The sequence below is a fragment of the Bariatricus sp. HCP28S3_A4 genome, from assembly GCF_052066395.1.
GTDB lineage: Bacteria > Bacillota > Clostridia > Lachnospirales > Lachnospiraceae > Allocoprococcus.
In genome coordinates this window covers 88,416-108,433 of record NZ_JBQHSE010000009.1, presented here as the reverse complement: position 1 = coordinate 108,433, position 20,018 = coordinate 88,416, and the positions used below count along the sequence as shown (strand labels likewise).

At 45.6% G+C, this 20,018-nt stretch carries 16 protein-coding genes, 1 rRNA gene, 1 pseudogene and 1 other annotated feature; all 18 genes and pseudogenes read right to left on the bottom strand.

Features of this window, described 5'->3' with window-relative positions; translation table 11 throughout:
• Positions 1-215: ribosomal RNA gene (locus ACTNBF_RS06835) — 16S ribosomal RNA — on the bottom strand; the annotation flags it as partial.
• 494 nt (positions 216-709) lie between these two features.
• Complete coding sequence (trpA, locus tag ACTNBF_RS06830) at positions 710-1,477, bottom strand: tryptophan synthase subunit alpha (RefSeq protein ID WP_427807028.1); 768 nt, start codon at positions 1,475-1,477, stop codon at positions 710-712.
• Positions 1,470-2,654 carry a tryptophan synthase subunit beta gene (gene trpB / locus ACTNBF_RS06825; protein WP_441026274.1) on the bottom strand — a complete coding sequence of 395 codons (1,185 nt, stop codon included), beginning with the start codon at positions 2,652-2,654 and terminating at the stop codon, positions 1,470-1,472. The genes trpA and trpB overlap by 8 nt, the downstream gene beginning before the upstream one ends.
• On the bottom strand, positions 2,647-3,264 hold the full coding sequence (locus ACTNBF_RS06820) for a phosphoribosylanthranilate isomerase (protein ID WP_427819676.1): 618 nt from the start codon (positions 3,262-3,264) through the stop codon (positions 2,647-2,649). Before ACTNBF_RS06820 ends, trpB begins: the two co-directional genes overlap by 8 nt.
• Complete coding sequence (gene trpC / locus ACTNBF_RS06815) at positions 3,258-4,064, bottom strand: indole-3-glycerol phosphate synthase TrpC (protein ID WP_427819675.1); 807 nt, start codon at positions 4,062-4,064, stop codon at positions 3,258-3,260. Before trpC ends, ACTNBF_RS06820 begins: the two co-directional genes overlap by 7 nt.
• A 52-nt stretch (positions 4,065-4,116) precedes the next feature.
• A pseudogene (locus tag ACTNBF_RS06810) lies at positions 4,117-4,460 on the bottom strand (anthranilate synthase component I); the annotation flags it as partial.
• 85 nt (positions 4,461-4,545) lie between these two features.
• Positions 4,546-4,812, bottom strand: a binding site (T-box leader).
• 76 nt (positions 4,813-4,888) lie between these two features.
• The gene (gene radA, locus ACTNBF_RS06805; protein WP_427807024.1) at positions 4,889-6,244 is read right to left on the bottom strand and encodes a DNA repair protein RadA; all 1,356 of its coding nucleotides are present in this window, start codon (positions 6,242-6,244) and stop codon (positions 4,889-4,891) included.
• Positions 6,245-6,356: 112 nt separating this feature from the next.
• Positions 6,357-6,767 (bottom strand): endosialidase, encoded by a 411-nt coding sequence (locus ACTNBF_RS06800; RefSeq protein WP_427807022.1) that lies wholly within the window; start codon positions 6,765-6,767, stop codon positions 6,357-6,359.
• Between the two features lie 67 nt (positions 6,768-6,834).
• The gene (locus ACTNBF_RS06795) at positions 6,835-9,282 is read right to left on the bottom strand and encodes an ATP-dependent Clp protease ATP-binding subunit (RefSeq protein ID WP_441026279.1); all 2,448 of its coding nucleotides are present in this window, start codon (positions 9,280-9,282) and stop codon (positions 6,835-6,837) included.
• Positions 9,283-9,364: 82 nt separating this feature from the next.
• On the bottom strand, positions 9,365-9,733 hold the full coding sequence (locus ACTNBF_RS06790; protein ID WP_427807020.1) for a GntR family transcriptional regulator: 369 nt from the start codon (positions 9,731-9,733) through the stop codon (positions 9,365-9,367).
• 186 nt (positions 9,734-9,919) lie between these two features.
• A complete protein-coding gene (glmM, locus tag ACTNBF_RS06785; RefSeq protein WP_427819672.1) occupies positions 9,920-11,266 on the bottom strand; it encodes a phosphoglucosamine mutase in 1,347 nt (448 codons plus the stop codon).
• A gap of 149 nt (positions 11,267-11,415) precedes the next feature.
• Positions 11,416-12,507, bottom strand: coding sequence for a tryptophan--tRNA ligase (trpS, locus tag ACTNBF_RS06780; protein ID WP_441049441.1), 1,092 nt, complete (start codon positions 12,505-12,507; stop codon positions 11,416-11,418).
• Between the two features lie 47 nt (positions 12,508-12,554).
• Positions 12,555-13,010 carry a large conductance mechanosensitive channel protein MscL gene (gene mscL, locus ACTNBF_RS06775; protein ID WP_427807017.1) on the bottom strand — a complete coding sequence of 152 codons (456 nt, stop codon included), beginning with the start codon at positions 13,008-13,010 and terminating at the stop codon, positions 12,555-12,557.
• A 118-nt stretch (positions 13,011-13,128) separates the two neighbouring features.
• On the bottom strand, positions 13,129-13,986 hold the full coding sequence (locus tag ACTNBF_RS06770; RefSeq protein WP_441088925.1) for a putative manganese transporter: 858 nt from the start codon (positions 13,984-13,986) through the stop codon (positions 13,129-13,131).
• Positions 13,987-14,082: 96 nt separating this feature from the next.
• Positions 14,083-15,951: a heavy metal translocating P-type ATPase gene (locus ACTNBF_RS06765; protein WP_441088924.1), complete on the bottom strand. Its 1,869-nt coding sequence runs from the start codon at positions 15,949-15,951 to the stop codon at positions 14,083-14,085.
• A gap of 39 nt (positions 15,952-15,990) precedes the next feature.
• Positions 15,991-16,209: a cation transporter gene (locus ACTNBF_RS06760; RefSeq protein WP_427807014.1), complete on the bottom strand. Its 219-nt coding sequence runs from the start codon at positions 16,207-16,209 to the stop codon at positions 15,991-15,993.
• A 266-nt stretch (positions 16,210-16,475) separates the two neighbouring features.
• Complete coding sequence (locus tag ACTNBF_RS06755; protein ID WP_441088923.1) at positions 16,476-18,521, bottom strand: complex I subunit 5 family protein; 2,046 nt, start codon at positions 18,519-18,521, stop codon at positions 16,476-16,478.
• Positions 18,522-18,533: 12 nt separating this feature from the next.
• On the bottom strand, positions 18,534-20,006 hold the full coding sequence (locus ACTNBF_RS06750; RefSeq protein ID WP_441026285.1) for a complex I subunit 5 family protein: 1,473 nt from the start codon (positions 20,004-20,006) through the stop codon (positions 18,534-18,536).
• Positions 20,007-20,018: the final 12 nt, after the last annotated feature.

The following is a 20,018-nucleotide window of genomic DNA, read 5'->3' as shown; positions in this document are numbered from 1 at the left end:
GAGTCATGCGACTCCGTGGTCTTATGCGGTATTAGCAGTCATTTCTAACTGTTATCCCCCTGTATGAGGCAGGTTACCCACGCGTTACTCACCCGTCCGCCACTCAGTCACATTCTCTTTCTTCCGAAGAATCAATCCAATGTGCTTCGTTCGACTTGCATGTGTTAGGCACGCCGCCAGCGTTCATCCTGAGCCAGGATCAAACTCTCGCATAAAAAAGTTAGGTCTGGTCTTTTCAGACCTTACGGTTTATGCGCTCCGTGCGTTCTTGGTGAGGTCCTTTCGAACCTAGAACCATCGGAGCTTCATTGTTTGTATCCAGTCCAGAATCGCTTGGCAATTCTGTTCCTTCTTACTGTTTTTAGGTTTGTTAAATCTGTCGATTCAACCGTTCTTGAAAAATCTCTTAAAGAATTTTCAGGGTTGTTGTCTATTGTTTAGTTATCAATGTTCTTTCTTCTCTGTCTCGCGACAGCTATATTAGACTATCACATCTTTCGACGTTTGTCAACAACTTTTTTTCACCAGACTTCTGCATACCGCCCCTGGCCTCTGTCTCAGCCCTTCTAAAATAAGTTATGACCCGTTGCCCGCCGTCTCATTTCTGAGTACTGACCAATCAACGAGTCATATCTTACCACTTCATTTTGAAATTGTCAATAATGTTTTTGTTTTTTATTTATTTCAGACAATTCAAACAATTTCATTGTTATATCGCTTCTTTCATGCTTTTCACATAGTCACTTACATATGGTACGCATTCTTCTCCATACTTTGCCACTATTTTGACAATCGCCGATCCTACAATCACTCCGTCAGCCACAGCTGCCATATCTTTTGCCTGATCCGGAGTCGCAATTCCAAATCCGACTGCACATGGAATATCGGACACTTCTTTCACTTTTCTGATCATTGCTCCAATATCGGTCTTGATTTCACTGCGCACTCCGGTTACCCCAAGCGATGATACACAATAAAGGAATCCTTCCGCCTCCCTGGCGATCATCTGGATTCTTTTGTCCGATGTTGGCGCGATCAGAGAGATTAATTCGATTCCGTATTCACGGCAGACATCTTCCAATTCTCCTTTTTCTTCATATGGCATATCCGGTACGATTACGCCGACCATTCCACATTCAACGCAACGTTCCATAAAATGCCTCTTCCCGTAACTGTAAATTGCATTTACATAAGTCATAAACACACGCGGCACATACATTTCATCTTTTATTTCTTTCATCGCGTCAAAAAGCTTGTCCGTTGTACATCCGCCTTTCAGCGCACGTTCATCTGCCTCCTGAATGACAGGTCCCTCCGCGATCGGGTCTGAGAATGGAATTCCCACTTCAATCAGATCAGCTCCTGCCTCCTGCATGGCAAGCAAGAGTTTTTTTGTTACATCCAGTGCAGGATCTCCTCCTGTGATAAATGGGATAAATGCTTTTTTATTTTTAAATGCTTCCTGAATCTTACTCATAGATTTCAACTCCTCTGTATCTTGCAATTGCAGCCACATCTTTGTCTCCGCGGCCGGAAATATTGATTACGATAATTTTGTCTTTTGACATGGTTGGTGCCAGCTTCATAGCATACGCCACCGCATGTGCACTTTCAACAGCCGGTATGATTCCTTCTGTACGTGACAGATATTCAAATGCATTAACAGCCTCTTCATCGGTGATCGGAACGTACTTGGCGCGTCCTTCTTCAGCCAGCATCGCATGTTCCGGTCCGATTCCCGGATAATCCAGACCTGCCGAAATGGAATATACCGGAGCGATCTGCCCATCTTTATTCTGGCAGAAGAGAGATTTCATACCATGGAAAATTCCTTTCGTTCCTTTCGCAATTGTTGCCGCATGTTTTTCGGTATCAATTCCCAGACCTGCAGCCTCACATCCAATCAGCTGTACCTCTTTATCCGGAATAAATTCATAAAATGCACCGATTGCATTGCTGCCACCGCCGACACATGCGATCACCGCATCCGGCAGTCTTCCTTCCTTTTCCATGATCTGTTCTTTGATTTCTTTTCCGATAACCTTTTGGAAATCCCGCACGATTGTTGGGAAGGGATGTGGACCCATGACAGACCCCAGCACATAAAGTGTGTCATCCATCCGGCTTGCCCATTCACGCATCGTCTCGTTTACTGCATCCTTGAGCGTCATAGTTCCCGTTGTAACCGGATGTACTTTGGCCCCCAGGAGTTCCATGCGATACACATTTAACGCCTGACGGTCGGTATCTTCTTTTCCCATGAAAATCTCACATTCCATATCCATAAGGGCTGCTGCTGTCGCTGTCGCAACGCCGTGCTGCCCGGCTCCTGTCTCTGCAATCACCCGTGTCTTTCCCATCTTTTTTGCCAGAAGGACCTGTCCCAGGACATTGTTGATCTTATGTGCGCCTGTATGGTTCAAATCCTCCCGTTTTAAATAGATTTTCGCTCCACCCAGATCTTCTGTCATTTTTTTTGCTTCATATAGAAGCGACGGACGTCCTGCATAATTTTTCAGCAGTTCATCCAGCTCCCGGTTAAATTCCGGATCATTTTTATATTTCTCATAGGCCTCTTCCAACTCATTCACCGCATTCATCAGCGTCTCCGGAACGTACTGGCCTCCATATACTCCAAATCTTCCTTTACTCATGTTCTCTAATCCTTTCCAAAAATTCTTTTATCTTTCCGGCATCCTTCCATCCATCTATTTCCACTGCACTGCTAACATCCACCGCATACGGATGACATACCCGTATGTTGTCTATTACATTCGACGCATCCAGCCCGCCGGCAAGGAAATATGGTTTCTTCAAATCTGGGATCATACCCTTGTCAAATGTCTTCCCACTTCCACCGTACATATCTTTTACATAAGTATCCAGCAGAAGGTAATCACACTCTGTTTTTTCTGTCTCAAGTATCTGTTCTTTCGACCTCACCCTGACAGCCTTGATCACCGGAATTTCGGGAAGCTGATTCTTCAGTTCTTTCATATATTCTTCGTCTTCATCGCCATGGAGCTGAACCATTTGTATGATTTCCTGTCTGCACAGACTGCGAATGATCTCCACATCCTCATTTACAAACACTCCGACTGCCGGAATATCTCTTCGCAATTCTTTTCGAAGCAACTTTGCTGTTTTACTGTCAACTTTCCGTTTGCTGTCTGCAAAAACAAATCCGACAAAATCGGGGTGAAATTCATTTACCATCGCAATGTCTTCTGCTCGTCTCAAACCACATATCTTTACTTTTACCATTCGGAATCCCTCCCGCGAAGAAGGCCTCCGTTCAGTTCCACGAGCATTGCTTTTTTATCCCGACTTCGCATCAGTGTCTCACCGATCAGCACTCCATTCACACCGGCTTCTTTGAGATTCCTGATATTCTCTGCATTTTGAATTCCACTTTCCGCCACAAACAATACATCCGGCGGAGCTAATTTTCTGAGGCGGACACTGTTTCCGATATCTACGGTAAAGTCTTTCAGATTCCGGTTGTTTACTCCGATGATTCTCGCCCCGGCTTCGATTGCGGACCGCATTTCCTTCTCGTCATGAACCTCAACCAGTGCAGATAATCCAAGTTCATCGCAGATATGAATATAATCCCGTACTGTTTCTGTATCCAGTATGGCACAGATCAGAAGTACCGCACTTGCGCCGAGCAATTTTGCTTCATATATCATATATTCATCCACTGTAAAATCTTTTCTCAGAACCGGGATCTTCACTTTACCGGTAATTTCTTTCAAATATACATTCTTTCCCATGAAATACTTTGGTTCCGTAAGGCAGGAGATTGCCGACGCACCTGCCTTTTCGTATTCTTCTGCAATCTTCAGATAAGGGAAATCCTCTGCAATCACTCCCTTGGACGGAGATGCTTTTTTCACTTCACAGATATAGTGGATCCCGGGTTCTTTCAACACTTTTTCAAATGGAAATCCGGTGTCCGTTTTGCATGAAAGTGCAAGTCTTCTTATCTCGTCCGGCGAAAGCTCTTTCTTTGCCTCTTCTATTCGAAGCCGTGTATATGCTGCTATTTTATCCAATATCATCCTGTTTTCCCCTATTCCTTTGCTGCTGCCTGGGTAGCATCACGGAATTCAATGGCGGCATCCCGGCACTCTTCGGTGACCGGTAATCTTTCATAATCTTTCTTACCACTTCCAGCGGTTTGTCTGTTTCTATTACATTTTCCTCTTTATCCTGCTCGATCACGACTTTACCGTCACTGCAGTACACGCGCATCAGAGGATCATATCCCAGGAACGAATACCTGCCCCATTTTTCCCGCCTTCAATACTTTCCAGCAGATAATACCGTTTACTCACAGCCGCAATTTTCCGAAGCAAGGTAATCGGCGTAACAACATCTGCGTAGATTTCACGGCATACCGGAATGATGTCATAATCTGATGCAAGTTTCAAGATTTCATTACAATCTGGATACATGTACGCTCCTCCTAATTCAAAAAGTATTTGTTTTGTGGACCTTTTTTTCATAAGCATGGCACAAAAAAAAGCTCCTGTCCCCTCTTAAAGGGACAAAAGCTTAAATCTTCTGCGGTACCACCCAATTTGTCAATATACTGACCACTCTGTTATGTACTAACATACATATCTATTTGATAACGGGCTAGAATCCCGTCAGCGTCTACTCGCAAATATATGATATTCTCAAAATTTGCTTTCAAGCTGCCCTCACAAGTCCATTCAGTAAAAACTCTTGCCGCTGCCTTTCCACCATCCGGCAGCTCTCTGGGAACAAATATCTTTACCTACTCCTCTTGTTCATCGGTTTAGTGTTTTAATTTACTACAGTATATTCCGATATTTTCCAAATGTCAATTGATTTATTTTATTATAAATCTTCGTTTATATCAGAAAAGCCGGATCGCCTCATTGATATTTTTTACACCAATGATCTGTATGCCTTCGATGTTCTTCACACTGTCATAAGAGACAGCCGGCATGATACAGGTCTCAAATCCAAGCTTTTTTGCCTCCTGCACGCGCTGTTCCGGCATACTGACTGCCCGTACTTCTCCGCTCAGTCCAACCTCTCCGAATACAATCGTTCTCTCATCCAGTGGTCTGTTTTTATAGCTGGATACGATTGCCATCACAATTCCCAGATCGACCGCCGGCTCATTGATCTTAATTCCGCCTGCAATATTCACGTATGCATCATAGTTTGCCAACCGGTAACCGATCCGTTTCTCGAGTACCGCCATCAGCAAATTGACACGATTGTAATCCGTTCCAGCCGCAGTCCTCCTGGGTATGCCTAAATTACTTTCGCACACAAGAGCCTGTATTTCCAGAAGGATCGGCCTGGTCCCTTCCATGGAACATGCCACGACGGATCCCGACGCATGTTCCGGCCTGCCGTCCAGCATAAATTCCGATGCATTTTTCACCTCGCGCAGTCCGTCCTGACGCATTTCAAATACACCAATCTCATTGGTTGAACCGAAACGATTCTTCACCCCCCTGAGGATCCGGTACGATGCATGCCGGTCCCCTTCGAAATAAAGCACTGTGTCCACCATATGCTCCAATACTCTCGGACCCGCAACCGTACCTTCCTTCGTCACATGCCCTACAATAAATATCGTGATACACAGGCCTTTTGCAAGCTGCATCAGAGCATTGGTCGCCTCCCGGACCTGTGACACACTGCCCGGTGCAGACCCCACCTCTTCGCTGAACATGGTCTGAATCGAATCGATCACGACCGTTTCCGGTCTTTCTCTCTCGATTGCCTGACGGATCAGTTCCAGATTGGTCTCACAGAGCAAAAGCAGATGTTCCGTAAATTCTCCCATGCGCTGTGCACGCAGCTTGATCTGCCGCAGTGATTCTTCTCCCGAAATATAAAGCACCTTCTTCTCCGTGCGTGCCAGTTCACGGCAAACCTGCAGAAGCAATGTTGATTTGCCGATCCCCGGATCACCTCCGACAAGAATCAAAGAACCGGGAACGATCCCGCCTCCAAGCACACGATCCAGTTCATTAATATGAGTACTTACTCTCTCTTCTGCTTCCGTTTGCACCTGGGAAAGCGGAACTGCGCGTAGTTCCTTCCTGTCCTTCACGGCAACCGTTTTCGCCATCGTTACCCTTTCTTCAACAAAAGTATTCCATTCCTTGCACATGGGACACTGTCCCAGCCACTTTGACTCTTCATGTCCACAATTCTGACAGAAAAAAACTGTCTTCTTCCCTTTTGCCATATTTCCTGCTTTTCCTTTCTCACGCTGCGGTTCACAGACAGATTCAATTCCAGTGACAGGAAAAGGGCTGCATCAAACAGCCCTTCTCTCAAAATCACTATGTATCCGTGTCCTATTTCTTAACGATTTCTACTTCAACGCTTTCTTTCCCTAATTCTGCACTGATACTGAGTTTTGCACTTAAATTCGTTGACATATCTCCGACATTTACATCATTCATGTAAACTGTATATTCGCTGTCCGCTTCCAGTTCCAGCGTAATCTGCGCATCCCCTTCACCGGATACTTTGAACGAAACTACATTTTCAGAGACTTTGAAATTCTCAACGGCAGTTCCCGGCACAGATTCGTATACAAACATTCCGTTTTTCTCTAATTTGGTAATCTCTTTGAACGTCTTAACTTTATATAAATCTCCCTGAAATTCAAAACCATCTTTCTTCGTCTTTTCCGCAAGACTGTAATCTCCAAAGCTAAGTGTTCCGTCAGTCTCGCTCTTAATAAGTTCCTTGATTAATGCCATTTCCATGTTCCTCCTAATGGTATTCTCTTTTGAGTTAATCTTATTATACCATATCCCTTTTCTTTTTCTAGTTGTTTATTCCCTTTGTAGTAAATTTTATTTCTTTTTTAGAAATTCCGGCTTCCACATGATCGCCCCGTTTGATTTCACCGCTCAGGATCGCCTCCGCCAGTTTATCCTCCAGCTGATTCTGCACGGCTCTTCTAAGCGGCCTTGCACCGTATTTCTTATCCGTTCCGGTTTCGACGATGTGCTTTTTCACTGAATCGCGGATCACGAGCGTGATATCCAGCTGTTCTTTTGCACGCTGTGTCACTTCCTTGCACATCAGACCCACGATCTTCTTCATATCATTCTCACCGAGCGGGTGGAATACAATAATCTCGTCAATACGATTCAGGAATTCCGGACGAAACAGCTGCTTCACTTCATCCATAACGTTAGACTTCATGCGCTTATAATCGCCCGCCACATCTTCCTGCTGCGTAAAGCCGAGCTTCTTCGGTTCAATGATCGCTTTCGCTCCGGCATTGGAAGTCATGATGATGACTGTATTGCGGAAATCCACTTTTCTCCCCTGAGAATCTGTAATATGCCCGTCATCCAGCACCTGCAGCAGGATATTGAACACATCCGGATGTGCTTTTTCAATCTCATCAAACAGGATTACGGAATATGGATTTCTGCGCACTTTTTCACTGAGCTGTCCGCCATCATCATGTCCCACATATCCCGGAGGCGCCCCAATCATTTTTGCGACGCTGTGTTTCTCCATGTATTCTGACATATCAACCCGGATCATATCCTCTTCATTTCCAAAAAGTGCCTCTGCCAGTGCTTTCGAAAGTTCGGTCTTACCGACTCCGGTAGGCCCAAGAAACAGGAAAGAACCAATTGGCCTCTTCGGATCTTTCAGACCAACTCTTCCTCTCTTGACAGCTTTCGCCAGAGCCTTCACAGCTTCCTCCTGGCCGATGACTCTCTTCTCCAGTGTCTTTTCCAATTTTCCAAGTCTTGCCGTCTCTGTCTCGTTCAGTCTGCTCAACGGGATTCTTGTCCAGGCAGAAATCACCTCAGCCACATCCTCTTCTGTAACCGATACCTTTTTATTCTCGTGGCTCTTCTCAAACCGGGCTTTTGCCTGCTCCAGTTTCTTCATGGTTTCCTTCTGTTCCCGATGGAGGCGCGAAGCTTCTTCCATGTTCCCGGTTTTAATACAATTTTCTTTCTCGGCGCCAAGATCCTTATAAAGTATCTCTAATTTTGCAATATTCTCCGGTACTTTGAAGCCTCTGAGCTTCACCTTGGAACAGCTTTCGTCCAACACATCAATTGCTTTATCAGGCAGAAACCGGTCATTAATATAACGGCATGACAAATGAACTGCGGCCCTCAGTGCTTCTTCTTCAATCTCCACTTCATGATGTGCCTCATATTTTTTCTGGAGCCCTTTCAGGATCACAAGGCATTTTTCCTCATCCGGCTCTTCTACCGTCACCGGCTGAAAACGCCGCTCCAGCGCAGCATCTTTCTCAATATATTTGCGGTACTCCGTCAGTGTCGTCGCACCGATCAGCTGCAGCTCTCCGCGTGCGAGAGAGGGTTTCAGAATATTGGACGCATCGATAGCCCCTTCAGCCCCACCTGCTCCGATGATCGTATGCAGCTCGTCCAGAAACAGGATCACATTGCCGGATGCCTTTACTTCCCGGATCAGCTTCTTCATACGTTCCTCAAATTCACCTCTGTATTTTGATCCTGCAATCATGCCCGGAAGATCCAGCACAAGAATCCTCTTGTCCCGCATACTCTCCGGTACGATCCCGTCTGCAATCTGCATTGCAAGCCCTTCCACGATCGCAGTCTTACCGACACCCGGCTCTCCGACCAGACAAGGATTATTCTTGGTTCTGCGGCTCAAAATCTGCATGATCCTTCCGATTTCCTCCTGACGCCCGATCACCGGATCCAGCTTGCCTTCTCTGGCCTCCTCCGTCAGATCTGTGCTGTACTGTTCGAGGATTCCTCCCTGACCTTCTCCTTCACGCTGACTTTCCATATATTCTTTCGGATCCTCACCCATAGCCTGCAGAAGATCCTGAAACACCTTTTGAATATTGACATTCAAGGTCATAAGCATTTGGGTTGCCACACAGTCACCGTCTTTGAGCATCGCCAAAAGCATATGCTCCGTCCCGATCTTTCTGGATCCGAAATGTGCCGCCTCATTCTTGCTTTCCTCCAAAATGTATTCCAGTCTGGGGCTTCTTTCGATTCTTCGTCTGTCAGGTGTTCCTCCTGCCGGACTGGATATCAGCAGATCCATCGCTTTTTCCATCTGCTCTTCGTCCACTTTATTCTTGTCAAGTACCTGACCTGCAACTCCTGTATAGATTCTCTTCAATCCGAAAAGAAGATGTTCCGTCCCGATATATGGATGCCGGTTCGCCTCCGCAATCTCCTTTGCCATATTCAGCGCTTCCTGCGCCTGCTTTGTATACTGATTCTCTGTCATAACCTCGTAAGTCTCTCCTTATCTCTTATTAATCCGGTCTCACCACTCATGCAGTACTGCCGCATGACAGCCTTTACAGGCATCATTTATATTCTTCATAAATCTCATCTACCAATTCATGTACTTCTTCCCGGGTGATTCCTTTGCAGCTCCCCTTTGCCAGAAGAATCCGGAGCTGCTCCTTCATATCCTGAAGCGCCTGAATCTTATTGACATCAATACAGATCACGGCACCCTTTCTCCTGTCCAGCTGAATAAATCCTTCTTGTCTTAGTACATTATATGCTTTGTTTACCGTATGCATGTTGATCCCGATATTCTCGGCGAGTGTACGAACCGAAGGAAGCGGATCACCTTCGTGGATCGTGGACGTTGCAATCCCCATAATAATCTGATTTCTCAATTGCAAATAAATCGCTTCATCACTGTTAAAATCAATCTCTATCAGCATAAAAATTCCCTCTTTACTTTTTCTTTTGCTGTTTTTTGTTATATTCATGTTAGCACAGAAGGCATTTTTTGTAAAGTAATAAAGATGATCCCGCCATGAACCAAAAACGATCCATCGGTTCTTTTTGGCGTATGCATGACAAAAAAGGGACTGTGCATTTCACACAATCCCTTAAATCTGTTCGGGTTAACCGACGATCAGGCCTTCTTTTTCCATCACATCAACGACTTGATTTACATATTTTTCACACAGTTCATCCGTGGTGGCTTCCACCATAACACGGATTACCGGTTCTGTTCCGCTTTCGCGTACCAGAATACGTCCGTCATCTCCAAGTGCCTCTGAAACCGCAGCAACTGCTTTTACCACTTCCGGATTCTCCCGTGCCGTCTTCTTGTCAGATACTCTCACATTCTTGAGGAGCTGCGGGTAAATGGTCACATCCTCCGTCAGCTTTGCAAGAGACTGCTTCGTCTCCATAATCACTTCCATAATCATAAGAGAAGTCAGGATTCCGTCACCGGTCGTAGCATGTTTGCTGAAAATAATATGACCGGATTGTTCGCCGCCCAGCATGAAATTATTCTGGACCATATTCTCATAAACGTATTTATCGCCAACCTTTGTCTTTTCATAACGGATTCCAACTTTGTCACACGCCTTATAAAGACCGATATTTGACATGATCGTTGTCACGATCGTATCTCCGTTAAGCTGTCCGCGCTCTTTTAAATATTTTCCACAGACATACAGAATCAGGTCTCCATCAACGACATTGCCGTTCTCATCGACTGCGATACAGCGGTCTGCATCTCCGTCAAATGCAAATCCTACATCCAGTTTCTTCTCTTTCACAAATTTCTGCAGCACTCCGATATGTGTGGAGCCACAGTTTGTATTGATGTTCGTTCCATCCGGCTCGTTGTTGATCACATAAGTCTTAGCTCCAAGTGCATCATAAACACTTTTCGCAATGGCAAATGCACTTCCGTTCGAACAGTCAAGTCCGATACGCATATCCTTGAAAGAGCGTGTGGCCAGCGAGATCAGATGTCCGATATACCGGTTTCTTCCCGCCGCATAGTCAATCGTTCTTCCAATCGCTTCCTTCTGTGCAAGCGGAATTTCTCCTGTTTCCCCATCGATATAAGCTTCAATCTTATCTTCGACTTCTGCCTCCAGTTTGTGTCCTTTTCCATTAATTACTTTGATACCGTTATCATAGAATGGATTATGGCTGGCGGAAATCATAATACCGCAGTCAAAATCTTCGGTTCTCGTCACATAAGAAACGCTGGGGGTTGTCGTTACATGCAGAAGATACGCATCTGCTCCGGAAGCAGTAAGCCCTGCTGCCAGTGCATATTCAAACATATAGCTGCTCCGTCTGGTATCCTTGCCGATCACGATTCTCGCCTTGTGCTCCTGCCCGTAATACCATCCCAGATATCGTCCAACTTTGAATGCATGCTCTACTGTCAAATTCACATTTGCTTCCCCACGGAAGCCATCTGTTCCAAAATATTTACCCATATAATTATCTCCTTCGGCCTATCTTTGGCTGATTGACCGTTTTTTTTGCACAATCAGTCACTTATGGAGTCTATTATAGCGTCCTTTTAATAATTACGCAACATATTTTCATATCTGTTTAACATTTTACACTTTGTAAGCTTACTTTTTTAAGCTTCGGAAGCGAAACGTTTACTCTGCTCCCGAATCAGTTCCATATCATCAAAATAGTTGATCTTCATGGATTCTTTCACTTCTTTCAGTGTCTGAGCAGCCACTTTCTCCGCTTCGATACTGCCTTCACGAAGGATCTCGTAAATTTCCGGTATCCTCTTCTCCAGTTCTTTTCTTCTTGCACGAATCGGCGCAAGTTCTTCCTGCATGATTGCATTCAGGAACCGTTTCACCTTCACATCCCCAAGTCCGCCTCTCTGGTAATGTGCCTTCAGCTCATCCAGGTTCTGATAGTCAGGAAGATATTTGGCAAAATGCTCATCCCGACAGAATGCATCCAGATAAGTAAACACACAGTTTCCTTCCACCTGCCCAGGATCAGATACTTTCAGATGGTTCGGATCGGTATACATACTCATAATTTTCTTCTGAACCTCTTCCTCCGTATCAGATAAATAGATACAGTTGCCGAGGGATTTACTCATTTTTGCCTTTCCGTCAATTCCAGGAAGTCTGCAGCAGCTTTCATTCTCCGGGATCAATGCTTTCGGCATTACCAATGTATCCCCGTAAACTGTGTTAAACTTATGAACGATTTCACGGCACTGTTCGATCATCGGGAGCTGATCCTCTCCGACCGGAACGGTTGTCGCTTTAAATGCTGTAATATCCGCAGCCTGACTGATTGGATACGTGAAAAATCCAACCGGAATACTTGCTTCGAAATTCCGCATCTGTATCTCGGATTTTACAGTAGGGTTTCTCTGCAGACGGGACACCGTCACCAGATTCATATAATAGAAAGATAATTCTGTTAATTCCGGAACCTGGGACTGGATAAATAATGTAGATTTTTCCGGATCCAGTCCGCAAGACAGGTAATCCAATGCCACTTCAATGATATTCTGCCGTACTTTTTCCGGATTATCCGCATTGTCTGTCAATGCCTGGGCATCTGCAATCATAATAAAAATCTTGTCATATTCTCCGGAATTCTGCAGTTCCACTCTTCGTCTCAGAGAACCAACATAATGTCCTACATGAAGACGGCCGGTCGGTCTGTCTCCTGTTAAAATTATTTTTTCCATTTTCTGTATTTCCTCTCTGCCTCTTCTTTATAATATGCTGATTCAGCCTATTCTGTCTTCTCTTCTTCTACCGGAAGTTCCGATGTACAATGGGCACATCTGGTTGCTTCGATCGGAATCTCTGAACAGCAGTACGGGCACTTCTTCGTCGTCGGTGCCGGTGCTTCTTCTGCTTCTTTTCTGAGCATTTTCGCGCTCAATGTATTCATGAGTTTCACAAAGCAGAAAATAATGAATGCCATGAGCAGGAAGTTGATCACTGCAGTGATAAAATTACCATAATTAAGATAAGACGGTTCTTCTCCCTCTGTCAGAGCAAGCTTCCATGATGAAAAGCTGATGCCTCCTGTAATCACGGTAATGACAGGCATCACAACATCTCCTACTAATGAACTCACGATACTCTGGAAGGCGCCGCCTATGATAACACCGACTGCCATATCCATGACATTACCACGGCTGATAAATTCTTTAAATTCCGCAACAAATCCTTTCTTAGCCATAATTTTTCCTCTCTTTCGTATAATACTACATGTATTCTACCGCTTTTAACTGATACAAGCAACCATTTTTTACCATGGTAAATCCCTGGTTCCCTTTACCTAAAAATCTTTATTCTTTTTATAGAATCAACTGGGCAGCAAGACCGCAGAACACACTGATTCCATATAGCGATGCTACGGTCATCAGATTCACTTTCCAGTTCTTATTTGTACGAAACAATACAAGGAGCCCCACACCGGCACAGGACAACAGCCCCGCCAGCATACTTTCCACCGAAAGAACCCCTTCCAGATAAAATGTTGTAATCATAACCGAAGATGCACAGTTTGGAACCAGCCCGATCAAAGCAGTCAGAAGGATACTTCTTACCGGATGTGCGGCTGCCGCTCTGACGACCTGTTCCATTCCGATCCCTTCTACCAGTGCATTCAATGCCAGCGTTACTAAAAAAACAAACAGCACCGTCTGCAGAGAATGTGTCACTGCGGATTTCAGGATGCTCCCCTCTTCGCAGTGGCAGTGATCCCGTTCACAGATTTCATGAATATGCAGTCCTTTCTGTGTCCCGCCAGTGCGCATTCTAACCACGATATCAACAAGGATTCCCGCTATTACACCGATGAATATCTTCACACCAAGAATCCAGACAATTTCTTTTGCTTTTGTACGCTCTGAAATGAGAATCGGCAGCATTTCGTCCGAAGTAGACAGAAATACCGCAATCATCGTTCCAATCGTTATGACCCCGCCCGAATAAAGGCTTGCCGCAGCAGCCGAAAATCCGCACTGTGGGACAACACCAAGGATTCCCCCGATCAGCGGTCCCTTTTTACCTGCTCCAAGCAACATATTCACAGTCTTTTCCCCTGCTTTATTTTCCAGGTACTCCATTGCCAGATAAGTCAGAAACAAAAACGGAATCAGTTTCGCCGTATCAATCACTGCATCCATAAAAATATCTATCATAAGCTCCATATCATCCACCCTTTCCGAATGGTGTATATTCTACCTTACCACGGGACGAAAATCAAGGGAAAAATGAGCAATTCATTTTTCCCTTGACCATATCTTTTATTTTGTTTTCAGAGTCCTCATCGAATTCAGGATCGCAATTACTGAAACTCCGACATCCGCAAATACTGCTTCCCACATATTCGCCATGCCGAGCGCTCCAAGGAACAGAACCAGAGCCTTCACAGTCAGTGCAAATACAATGTTCTGTTTTACGATCTTCATTGTCTGACCGGCGATCCGGATGACAGACGGAATTTTCATGATATCGTCATCCATCAGAACAATGTCCGCAGCTTCGATCGCCGCATCCGATCCCATGCTTCCCATCGCAATTCCAATGTCCGCTCTTCCCAGCACCGGTGCATCGTTAATACCGTCACCGACAAATCCCAGACGTTCCTTCTCTCCAAGTTCTGCAAGAAGACCTTCCACTTTCTCGACTTTATCACCCGGGAGCAGTTCGGTGTAGACCTGATTGATCCCCAACTCCGCTGCAACCGCTTCTCCGACCTCTCTGCGGTCTCCGGTGAGCATGACCGTCTTCCTTACACCGCTGTTCTTGAGCTGCCGGATTGCCCGCTTTGCTTCCGGTTTCACCGTATCTGCGATCACGATCGCTCCGAGGAACAGATTCTGTTTTGCCACATATACGACGGTTCCCGCCTCATCGCACGGCTCATACCAGATTCCTTCCCGTTCCATCAGCTTTGCATTTCCGGCATAAACGATCTCGCCGTCGATCACAGAGCGGATTCCATGACCCGGGATTTCTTCACTGTCTTTCACCCGCTCCATGGAAAGCTCCTCTTGACATGCTGCACGCAACGCTCCTGCGATCGGATGATCGGAATACCCTTCCGCCAGTGCCGCAAGCTCCAGGATTTCCGACTCATTTCCCTCATTTACAATGACCTTGTTCACGGCAAATTCTCCCCGCGTCAAAGTACCTGTTTTATCAAAAACGATCGTCTTCATCTCAGACAGGATTTCCAGATAATTGCTTCCTTTGACCAGCACGCCCTGTCTGGAGGCAGCGCCGATCCCGCCGAAGAATCCGAGCGGCACGGAGATTACAAGTGCACACGGGCAGGAAATAACCAGAAAAATGCAGGCCCGCTTCAGCCATTCTGTAAACGGCTGTCCGAACAGAAGGGTAGGAAGTATCGCCAGCAGCACTGCGGCACATACTACCACAGGTGTATAATATTTCGCAAATCTGGTGATAAAATTCTCTACTTTCGCCTTCTTGCTGCTCGCATTTTCCACAAGCTCAAGGATCTTGGAAACAGTAGAATCGTCAAACTCTTTTGTGACCTGTACTTTTAAAAGTCCGCTTCCGTTCACACATCCGCTGATGATCTCGCTTCCTTCCCGTACTTCACGGGGTACCGATTCTCCGGTGAGTGCCGATGTATCGATAAAAGAATTCCCGGAAAGAACGATTCCGTCAAGCGGAATTCTTTCGCCGGCTTTGATAACAATCACATCTCCGATCCCCACATCATCCGGATCCACCTGTGCCAGTTGTCCTTCCTGCTCGATATTCGCATACTCCGGACAGATATCCATCATCTCACTGATCGACTGACGAGATTTGCCCACCGCATAACTCTGGAACAACTCTCCCACCTGATAGAACAGCATTACAGCTACCGCTTCCGAATACTCTCCGACTCCCAGCGCACCAAATGTGGCAATACACATCAGAAAATTCTCATCAAATACCTGCCCGTGGCAGATATTTCTGATTGCCTTGTAAATGATATCCCATCCAATGATCGCATAAGGGACCAGAAAAAGGAGGGACTTCACCGGCCATGGTGTCTGGAACTCCAATTTTCCCATATGTTCCAGTACAAAAAGCGGTATATAAATGATTGCTGCTGCTATAATACGATAAAGCACTGTTTTCTGTTTCTTCGTCATCTCCTGCACCTCTTAGCCTGACTTTCTTGCCTTCATCCGTTACAGCTGAATCTGACAGTCCGGCTCCACTTTCTTACATACTTTCACAACTTCCTGCATAATCTCATCAAATCTGGCATCGTCCGCATCAATTGTCAGCTTCTGCATCATAAAGCTTACCGTTGCATCATTCACGCCATCCAGCTTCTTGATTGCAGCTTCCATCTTCGCCGCACAATTTGCACAATCCAGATCTACCATTTTAAATTTTTTCTTCATATGTATAATCCTCCTGAAAATATTTTTGAACATATGAGCAATTGTTCATATGTTTATAATACTCTCATTTTCCGGAATAGTCAATACCTGATTTATATAATACTTATATATATCAATACCACAAATGAATTTCTTTTTCATTTATCACAACACATGAGCAAGAACAAAAAGACAGTGGGAGGTGTGCCTCATATACAGGGCACACCTCCCACCGTCCAAGACGATCCATTTACCACCAACACCTTTTCTCACCATAACACCGTAAATTACCACCAGATCAGATAAATCAGCGTCAGCGTCAGCCCGATACAAAAGAGCATCAGGCCAAATGACAGGCTTCGTTCAATAACCCGGTTATTTTCCTTAAACTCTTCATTTCTCACTGCCATCTCGTGAACATAGTCACGATAAACAGGATGTTTTCTCCGGACAGTATGATTCTTCACAGTTTGCACGGCATTCAGTATTTTTCCAAGTATTTCGGTTAGTATATTTCCTTCTTCACGTTCATGAGGCAACGGACTGTCATGGTAAATGGTTTTCCGCAAAAGCACAACAATCCCATCCAATATGGTATCCAAAATTCTGCTTAATATTCTTCCTGCCGACGGAAGAATTCCCAGGACCACAGGACGATAGATCAGATTTTCCAGATCCAGCCATTTTGGCCACAGATCTACATACTGTACCGTTCCATTTTCCATCTTTCTCATAAGAACTTTCCGTACGATCAGAACATAGACCGCTGCCCCGATTCCGACAGAGATCACCATTCCAAGGAGATTTTCCGGTGCGAAATAGCTCACACGCTCTCCTGTTTCCTGCAGATTCATGAAGCTCTGTGCATAGGTGGCTGCACGATCCATCAGACTATGCGGGAACAATCCCCAGATCAAAAGAATCACAGCACTTGCAGCAAGGGCGAATCCGGATTCCCGATTCATAAACTTCTCAGTCTCATCAAAGGATTTCTGTTTTTCAGAATCTGTGTTTTCTTCTACAAAAACTGCCACATAAAGCTTCGTCATATAAGCAACAGTCAGCCCGCCGGAAATCAGGAACAGGATCTCGATCATTTTCCCCGGCATTCCTCCGCCGAATTCCACGATACTCTCATGAAGCAGCGTTTTGCTGATATAGCCGCTGAAGAAAGGAATTCCCGCGATAGCAAGTGCTCCTGTCAGAAAGATTCCCTTGAAAAGCGGCTTGTTTCGTCCAAACCCGCGGATTTCGTTTAAATTCAGTGCATGCGTATTCATGTAAATTACGCCTACTGCCATAAAAAGCACCAGTTTGATCAGAGAATGATTGACCATATGGAGAAAGGTTCCGTGCACGGCAAGCGCCTGTTCCGTTTCCAACAGTCCCTGCATGCCGATGCCCACCAGAATAAATCCAACCTGGGACATGGAGGAACACGCCAGCGTCCTCTTGATATCCACTGAGAATAACGCAAGGAGTGCTCCCATAAACATCGTCACAACTCCAATCGCAAGAATCAGCTTTCCCCATACGCCATCTCCGAAAAACAGCTGACAGCTGATGATCAGAATTCCAAATATTCCTGTCTTTGTAAGAATTCCGGAGAGCAGCGCAGAAGCCGGTGCCGGTGCTGCAGGGTGTGCCTTTGGGAGCCAGATATGAAGCGGGAATGCTCCGGCTTTTGCCCCGAATCCAACCAGAAGACAGGTCCCCGCCACATAAAGCAGGCTTTTATCCGCACACGCTGCGGATGCCGGAAGCAGTTCAGCGATCACCAGAGTTCCCAATTCATGGTAGAGCAGGAACAATCCCATCAGCATGGCCATACCGCCAGTCACCGCAACAGCCAGATACGTCTGTGCCGCCCGGATTGCATCCTCCGTCTCTTCCTGAACGACCCATACATAGGAAGTAAAGGACATAATCTCGAAGAATATAAATGTAGTATAAAGATCAGCCGAATAAAAGATTCCCATCGTTGCCCCCAAAGTCCAGAGCAAGAACAGGTAGAATCTGTTTTTGTTTTCATGATTCCGGAAATATTCTCTGGAAAAAACAGTCACCATCATCCACATCAAAGAAGCAATGCATCCGTAAATTCCCCGGAAACCGTCCAACGCAAACCCGAGTCCGAATCCACAGATTCCCGGTACCTGAAGCTCTGCACCGTCCACAGTCATAATCGCTGCCGCTGCCAGGAATTCGCTGACAGTGATAAAATCTGCCAGATAATCTCTGCATATTTCCCGGTATTTTCCCGCCAAATACACCAGAATTCCTCCCAGAAACGGATAAAACACCAGAATGGCAAGTAATATATTTCTATTCATGATCTTCCCTCCTTAAAACACCGAAACCACCTGACGGAACAGTTCCAGCAGAGGTGCCGGGTGCAATCCGAAGCAGAACATAGCCACAGCGAAAACCGTCAACGGCAGAATCATCATCCAGTTTGGATCCTTCACGCCCCGGATCGTTCCGTAATCGAACTGTTTTCCCGGGAAGAAGGCGCGTACCGAAATTGAGAGCATATAGATTGCTGTGAGAAGTGCCGATATCAGTAATGCCGCGACACCCACATAGGCCAGCGGCATCCTGGATGCGACTGCAGCCTTCACCAGATTCCATTTACTGACAAATCCACAAAGTCCCGGAACTCCCATCAGAGCCATGCCGGATATCGTGAACAGAACAAAAACCTTCGGCATTTTGTGACCAAATCCATCCAGCTCATAAATATACGTTCTTCCTGTCTGGTACATCACCGCACCGGCACAGAAGAAAGAACAAATCTTCATCACGGAATGGAATACCATATGGCTCAGTGCACCGGTCAGTCCCAGCGGGCTCATCAATACCACACCAAACAGAATGTAGGACAGATTACTCACCGTAGACCAGGCCAGACGGCGCTTGATATGTGTTTCCTTCAGTGCCCGGCTGCATCCGTAAACGATCGTAATGATCACCAGCGTCATAACCGCCTTCTGCGCCCAGGTTCCCCTAAGAAGTTCTGTTCCGAAACTATAATAGGTCACGCGCATCAGTGTAAATGCTCCTGTATTTACCACCGCCACCGCATGAAGCAGCGCCGTCACCGGTGTCGGCGCAACTCCCGCTTTCGGAAGCCAGGAAGAAAACGGCCACATTGCCGTTTTGACACTGAATCCGCAGAAACAAAGAACATATATAATGAGCAACAGATTCGTCTTATCTCCTACTTTCGCCAGATCGATCACACCGCCCGGGACAAAATTGGAAGTCGTTCCATAACTCAGAATAAAAATCATGCCGATAAAGGCAAAAGCCGCACCACCGGTCATATAGTAGAAATACGTCCGGCTTGCGTGGATCGCCTCACGGGTAAGGGTATACATGATCAACGGAAGCGTGATCAGACTTAGCATTTCAAAAAAGAAATACATCGTCACGATATCCTCCGCGAGAGCTACCCCCAGAGTTACTCCATAAGTAATCGTGTAAAACATAAAGAAATATTTTTCATGCTTCTCATGTTTCATATATTCAAACGAGTACAAAACTGACAAAGGCCATAATGCGGAAATAAGACCTGCAAATATCCTTCCCAGTCCATCCAGTCGGAAACTGACACTAAGATTTCCTGTGAACTTAAACAGAACCAGTGCATTCTGCGGAGGATTTGCCAACATCAGGAACACCAGAATCGTGTTTAGAAGTACCGCCGTTTCAATATAGATCATCATCTGTCTTCGATTCCGAAACGGGAGCAAAGGAATCAGTACCCCCGAGAGCATCGGTAAAAGTACAACGATCATCATAATCATCTTATTCATATCCTCTCCTCC